Genomic DNA, 6,347 nt, shown 5'->3' with positions numbered 1-6,347 from the left:
CTAAGACGCGCGGATCGACAGGTGTAGTCGCATGTCGATCGAGATCAATTGGCAAGTGTCGATCTGTGGACATTGAGGAAGGAGATGGGGCTAGAGGCGATCGACGTTTGTTAGGGTGGATGCGGAGATTTGACCCACCCCGCCCGTTGGGCACCCCACCAGGGAGGGGATTTTTAATGGTTACTATATAGATATGAATTTTTGCCAGATTGGATTTTAGGCAGGTTTACCCCCAGTCGTTCCCAAAGGAAATGACTAAAGAAAATCCCCTCCTCGGAGCGGCGTTTTTATTATGGGGGAACCCCAGAATAAAAAAACGACAAGACAGGGGTGCCCAACGGGCGGGGTGGGTTAGATCTCTGCCACTCAACTAGAATCAGCAAATCTTTGTCCTAGGAATCGTTACGACAACATCTTGATTCTACCGTCATCTAGATCGATAGCTAACAAAAAACACCGCCATAATTAATTGCAGTGCCTTTAAAATTAAACCTTTGCTCGAATATTAGCTCGTCAGGTATTCATCAAATGACGCTTCGGTGTTGGTCGATCGCTAAAACCCCGAAATCGCTTCATACAAGTCAGGCAGATCGTTTTCGATCAAAATCATATCCTTTGCTTGACGGTGTTCGGGACTAGTTAGATAGGCGAGGGCGAGATCGCGATTGGGAAATTCCATCAACTTATCGGGAGCCAAACCACCTTCGAGCAGTCCAGCTTTGAGAGCTTCTTTATTAGTATCGCCAACGACGATCGCTAGATCGCAGATAGAGGCTGCTTTGAGGGCGACTTGCCGATTTTCGGCCGCTTGAATGTCTCCGAGTTCCACCATCCCTGGCGTCATCAAGATTTTACGCCCACCTTCGAGAACTTCGAGGACTTCTAACGCGGAGGCAAAGCCGATCGGGTTAGAGTTGTAGGAGTCATCGAGAATGAAGCCATCGCCATTTTTGCGTAAGTTGAGGCGGCTATTGGCAGGTTCGATATTGTAGATAGCTGCAATCACATAATCGGGATCTTTGCCCAGCGCGCAAGCCATTGTAAAAGAGCCGACGAGGTTGGAGAGCATCGGCGCACCTAGTAGCTTGGTGAAGCCAGGATATTCTTTGCCTTGCCAGTGGATGATAAAGGTGGTGCCATCCATGCTGGCTTCGATCTCTGACATCCAGCAGTCGAGGTGGCCGAGTTCAGGCTCTAAGCCGTACAGCAGGGTAGTTGCTTTGGGATATTCGATCGCCATTTTACGCGCGCCGGGATTGTCGCCATTACAGACTAGTAAGCCATCAGCGGGGATGGCTTGAGGCAGTTCGCATTTGGCTTTGTAAATATTTTCCGCACCGCCGAAGCGTTCGAGGTGCATCACGCCAACTGCCGTCACTAATCCGGCATTCGGCGGCGTAAAGCGACATAATTTGGCGATCGAACCGATTTGATACGCACCCATTTCGATGATGGCGAGTTCTTGTTGCGGTTTGAGATTTTCGCGGATCTGACGAGTGATGCCCATTTCGGTATTGATACTGCCTGGCGTCCAAAATGTCGGCTCGATCGCTTCGAGAATACTGCCTAAGATCGCTTTGGTACTAGTTTTGCCATAACTGCCCGTAATGCCGATTGTATACGGCTGATAGTCGGCGAGGATATCTTTGGCTTCTTGTAAGAAAGCCTGTTGTTTTTTGAGTTCGTTCGGCCACAGGATCGCATTGGCGATCGCCAGCCAGACAGGGGTAGACTGGATTAAAACCAATGCTACGAGCCAGTAAATATAAATGCTGTCGCCAGCTCCCAAGAAATAGGTACCAGAGATAGTTAGAACGGTCGCGATCGCATACAAACCCAACGCGAGATTGTAAATCGCCGTCGCTCGATCGGTCATCTTCAGCTTAATTTTACCCACCTGGCGCGGATCTTCTTCCTTAAAACCGATGAAGACCAAGGTAGCTGCGGCCATGACACAAACTATCAAGCAATCTGTCATCCGTCCCCCAGTCCCAAATTTGCTCGCTACGGTGGCAATGATGGCGACGTAGGTGCCTTTAGTATCGAAAGTGCGTTTTTCGAGCAACCAATCTTTAAATCGCGCTCCGTTATATTCTTCCTGCTGGAAATAGCGCAGATATCGCAATCCCCTTCGGGTGAAAAAGAGGATTGTGGCAGCCGAGATAATCGTGAGGCAGATGATAGTCAACATGGTGGAGGACTTGGGGACTAGTTAGATTAGAGATTTAGAAACAAACCGCATTTGCCCTAAAGGTAGCTGTCAGAGATCGAGATATTACAGGTATCCCATTTGGCAGGGTAGCGATCTGAAGAAACCGAACACCTTATTTACCGATCGTTGGAATTGAATACGGCGATAAGGACGATCGCGACAATGGGAATCAGCGTGAATAGAATGAGCGTTATCATCTTGACAACTCTTTGATAGACAACCGATCTAGAAACTTATCTACATAATAGGAGCACAAGTGAGCACCTTCGGCTTGAAACATAAAGTGATCGCGATTGGGGATGGTAATTAGTTCTGAATTGGCGAATAGACTGTGGTAGCGATGTCCCATTTCGACGGGAGTTTCGGTGTCGGCTTCGCCCCACAGGAGCAGGACTGGTAAGGAAATTTGGTTAGCAAGTTCGGTGAGATCTTCGTTAACGACTTTAATAAAAGTGCCTTTGAGTGCGCCAGCATTTAGGTAGTCGCGCGAGCCATATGTTTGACTGTGCCAGGTGAGTAATTCGTCGCGATAGAGTGGCGAGAGTTTGAAGGTATTCCGCATGGTGGCGATCCATTGACTGCGGAGCGACTGCTGTAAGGTGCGCTGACGCTTCAATCCAGCGGCGTTGATTAATGTCATCGATCGCACTTTTTGGGGGTATTTGGCAGCTAGGCGAATACAAATTCTGCCACCTACCGAATGTCCGAGGATATCTGCTTGGGGAATATTCTGTGCTGCTAAATACTCGTAAATCCGATCGGCATACTGAGCCGTATCCCAATCTTCCGGCGGCGGTGACGACTTCCCAAAGCCAGGTAGATCGAGAATATGCACCTGCGATCGAGTTGCGAGCAATTCTCCCATCGGTTGTAAGGATTGGAGATTTTGACCCCAACCGTGGAGCATTACCAGGGGATGACCGTTGTTACCGAGTTGAATACTATTTAATTCCACTTGAGTCATTGCACCACTTTTGCCTGTTCCTCAGCTTAAACTATCATCGATCGGTACCGACATAAAGCCCAATCTCCGCAAAGATGACAGATTCACAGCTAAATATGGGTACGATAGGAGCGATCGATCTCACAGTAACGATCTAAATCTCTGGGTACGATAGGGTACAAGTCTGAATTTTAATTCTATATTCTTACCTAGATTTTAATCTCATGTTTATCGTTGCAGCTTACTACTATTCGCAGATCGAAGAGTTCGATCTAGTTAGATTAGCCTCTCCGCAGCAAAACGACTGGCGGTAATTATCTATTCAGTAATAGCTACGGAGGCTAACTATGTTTGCGGTTGGGAAAAAAGTTGGGAGTGGCGTCGAGCAAATTATCTACGAACATTTTATCCATGTCGTCAGAACTGAGACACCATCAAAAGTCTTAGAAAGATTTCGGACATTATTTATCGAGGGTGTCAACTACAGTGACAGCCGGATTTTGGCAACGATCGAATCATTAGCATTTGAAAGAACTGCCGAGCAAAGCTTTCCCTTAATTATCAACCGTTGTTGCTATATTATCGTCAACTATTGGCAAATGCAGCCTGGTGGACACGTTCCCGTGGCGACTCTAGTGGGAATGCTCGAACATCTCCATGATGTGCGCATGACGTACTCACGAGTCGTGCGGCGGTTGCGCCAATTGCTACATATTTATCTCCAGAGTGATGACTATCCCAAACTCAAACGTTTAAACTTTGTCCTCAATGGCGATATCAGCACTAAAAATACGATCGCCGAGCGACCATTAGGGACATTAATTAATCGCTATCCCTATTTGTACGAGCATTCACTCGTATCTGAAGAACGCACTTTTGAAAATGTCGAAACCATCAAGCGGGTGCAGCGAGATCTCCGCCGCGAACAAGAAATAAATCTATCGCACTATCTCACCTATCAAGTCAGACGATCGCGGATCAAAGCTCAATTGGGTCGGGAGGCTGCGGATAATTTACCTACGGTGGTAAATCCGACTTTATTATCTACTAAAGAATTGGGGATGGCCTTCGGTCACTTTGCTGGTAAAGCCGAAGGCGATGCAACCTATCAGGATTTGTCGCGGGGATTTGTCTCTCATCTAGAGATGCAACCGATCGTCAAAACATTTAAAGGCGATCTATTCGATTATATTGTGTCTGGAGTCAACCCCAGTTATGGTAAGCGTAGTTTCAACGATCGCTTATACAAAGCCATCTATAGTATTTCACCCGATCGTGATTATCAACGTCTCGATGAAATCGGGTTGCTGAGAGTTTGCACTCATGTCCTCAATCATTTGGTGATCGAAAGTCCGAGCAATCCCCAGCATTTTGTGTTCATGGATATGATTAATAATTTAGGATCGGTGTTTACTACTGGATTATTACTCAAAGTCGTTTTGATCTGTCAAAAGGTTAAACCACTACTCGAAAGCCGATTGTCAATTTTGTTCAATCACTATGAATCGTCCCAGTGTAAAGGTGTCCCCTGGCTGGTAAAATCTCTCGAAAATTGGAACGTCGCTGGAGCCATCCACTTTGGTAAAGTCGATGCTTCGGCACTGAATTTCTTGCAATCGATCGGTGAATAATTGCTTTATCAATCTGCAAAACTTTGATGCAATTCTTCTGCTACCCGCTTCAACCGTCTTAATTGAGCTTCCATATCAGCTTTCGTCCATTTTGCCGCAAATCGATCGAATCCCCAAGCGATCGTCCGGTTAGGAATATTAAATTCAAATTGATTGATCAGTCGGGTACCGCGCTCGTTGGGTTCGCATTCCCACCGATCTTTACCTTGGAAAAATCCATCGAATTTCCAAACAATTAAGCCAGGTTCGCGGGCGATTACCACATTTTTCAATGTCGGTTTGATCACTGGAATCTGGATCGTAAATTTACTTTTACTGCCGATACTAGTCGTCCAAGTCCCTATCGGTTCGCACTTGAGGATCGGATTGAGCCATCGCTGCATCAAGTCTAATTCCGTGATACATTTATCTACCGCTGTCGCGCTGGCTTTAATCTGAATTGATTGTTCAAAAATCGGCATTGAAGGGAGTTGGGGGTTGGGAGCGGGGAGTTGCGACTGAAATCACGCGGAGGTTCCCTCCGCATGTGTTTCAGTCAAGACAGGGAGTGGGGAGCGGGGAGCGGGGAGTAAAAAGGACGCTTGCGTCCCAATGTCTAAACCCTAAACCCTAAACCCTAAAACCTAAATTCTAAAGCCTAAAGCCCAAAGCCTAAAACCTAAAGCCTAGTACCTAATTCTTGTTTGATCCGATCGACGATCGAGTGTTTATCAATAGTAACAAGAATTCGATCGATGACAGATTTGGGGCTACCATCACCCCACGAGGCACCATTAGCTAAGTAAGTTTTGGTAACTTGGCCGATTGCATAGGTGGATACTCCAGCAATACTAGCCTGAGTCAGAGCCACCGCAGTGTAGGGCGCGATACTCATGCCCCCGGTTGCGGGTGCGAAGATCGCCAGCAAGCCTTTGATACCGCTCAATCCCAATTTTGCTGCCACTTCACTAACTGTCAAACCACCCATCGCCATCGCAATGCTCTGCAGGAGTTTCAGCGCACCCGATCTGGTCATCGACATCCCGTAAAATTGTGATAAGCGGATAATCATCGCGATATCGATCGCCGCACCACCAATGATATCCGCTGCTGTAAAGGGGTTGAGGGCAATCGCGATCGCTTTAGACATCACAAATTGCCAGATCAGATCGTTAGCAGCTTCATCGCGACGATCCATCTTGCGATCGATTAATTGTTTCTGGATGCGATCGGCTGCTAGCATCGCATTGAGGGCAGCCAGAGATTTGCCCTCCCGCTGGAGGATTTCCACGATTCGCCACTTCAGTGCGGCGATTTCCGGTACCCCAGAATGATAACTGACGCCCATCGTCCCATCTTCCCGGCGATCTGCTCGCAGCACCTGGGGCGCAGCAGCCACCATGATAATCTCGTCGGGACTGAGAATTTCTTTGACACGCTCGTCGCGGATTTTGGCATAAATGGCCAGCTTATCGGCATCCGGAAACTGATCGACTTTGTTAAATACTAGTAACATCGGTTTACCAGCAGTTCTTAACTGTGACAGGGTTTTGAGTTCGAGTTCGGTAATATCGCCAGCAAT

5 protein-coding genes are annotated in these 6,347 nt (G+C 47.3%); 1 reads left to right on the top strand and 4 read right to left on the bottom strand.

Annotation, left to right across the window (positions count from 1 at the left end; genetic code table 11):
- Positions 1–553: 553 nt before the first annotated feature.
- Both RMO27_RS21860 and RMO27_RS21855 read right to left on the bottom strand, forming a co-directional pair.
- On the bottom strand, positions 554–2,191 hold the full coding sequence (locus RMO27_RS21860; protein ID WP_309736565.1) for a UDP-N-acetylmuramoyl-tripeptide--D-alanyl-D-alanine ligase: 1,638 nt from the start codon (positions 2,189–2,191) through the stop codon (positions 554–556).
- A gap of 214 nt (positions 2,192–2,405) precedes the next feature.
- The gene (locus tag RMO27_RS21855) at positions 2,406–3,176 is read right to left on the bottom strand and encodes an alpha/beta hydrolase (protein ID WP_309736563.1); all 771 of its coding nucleotides are present in this window, start codon (positions 3,174–3,176) and stop codon (positions 2,406–2,408) included.
- A 326-nt stretch (positions 3,177–3,502) separates the two neighbouring features.
- On the opposite strand from RMO27_RS21855, the gene RMO27_RS21850 reads away from it, so the two are divergent.
- Positions 3,503–4,786 carry a hypothetical protein gene (locus RMO27_RS21850; RefSeq protein WP_309736562.1) on the top strand — a complete coding sequence of 428 codons (1,284 nt, stop codon included), beginning with the start codon at positions 3,503–3,505 and terminating at the stop codon, positions 4,784–4,786.
- Between the two features lie 8 nt (positions 4,787–4,794).
- Here RMO27_RS21850 and RMO27_RS21845 read toward each other — a convergent pair whose 3' ends face one another.
- Complete coding sequence (locus RMO27_RS21845; protein WP_309736561.1) at positions 4,795–5,247, bottom strand: SRPBCC family protein; 453 nt, start codon at positions 5,245–5,247, stop codon at positions 4,795–4,797.
- A gap of 197 nt (positions 5,248–5,444) precedes the next feature.
- On the bottom strand, positions 5,445–6,347 hold a 903-nt coding region (locus RMO27_RS21840), incomplete at its 5' end, for a DUF697 domain-containing protein (RefSeq protein WP_309736559.1).

This window comes from Chamaesiphon sp. OTE_75_metabat_556, from assembly GCF_031378165.1.
Taxonomy (GTDB): Bacteria; Cyanobacteriota; Cyanobacteriia; order Cyanobacteriales; family Chamaesiphonaceae; genus Chamaesiphon.
Note: the sequence above shows the minus strand (reverse complement) of the source record. Positions and strands in the feature narration are given on the sequence as shown.

Bases quoted from the DNA above. Each gene is read 5' to 3' on its own strand.
- RMO27_RS21860 (WP_309736565.1), bottom strand. From the start codon at position 2,191: ATGTTGACTATCATCTGCCTCACGATTATCTCGGCTGCCACAATCCTC.
- RMO27_RS21855 (WP_309736563.1), bottom strand. From the start codon at position 3,176: ATGACTCAAGTGGAATTAAATAGTATTCAACTCGGTAACAACGGTCAT.
- RMO27_RS21850 (WP_309736562.1), top strand. From the start codon at position 3,503: ATGTTTGCGGTTGGGAAAAAAGTTGGGAGTGGCGTCGAGCAAATTATC.
- RMO27_RS21845 (WP_309736561.1), bottom strand. From the start codon at position 5,247: ATGCCGATTTTTGAACAATCAATTCAGATTAAAGCCAGCGCGACAGCG.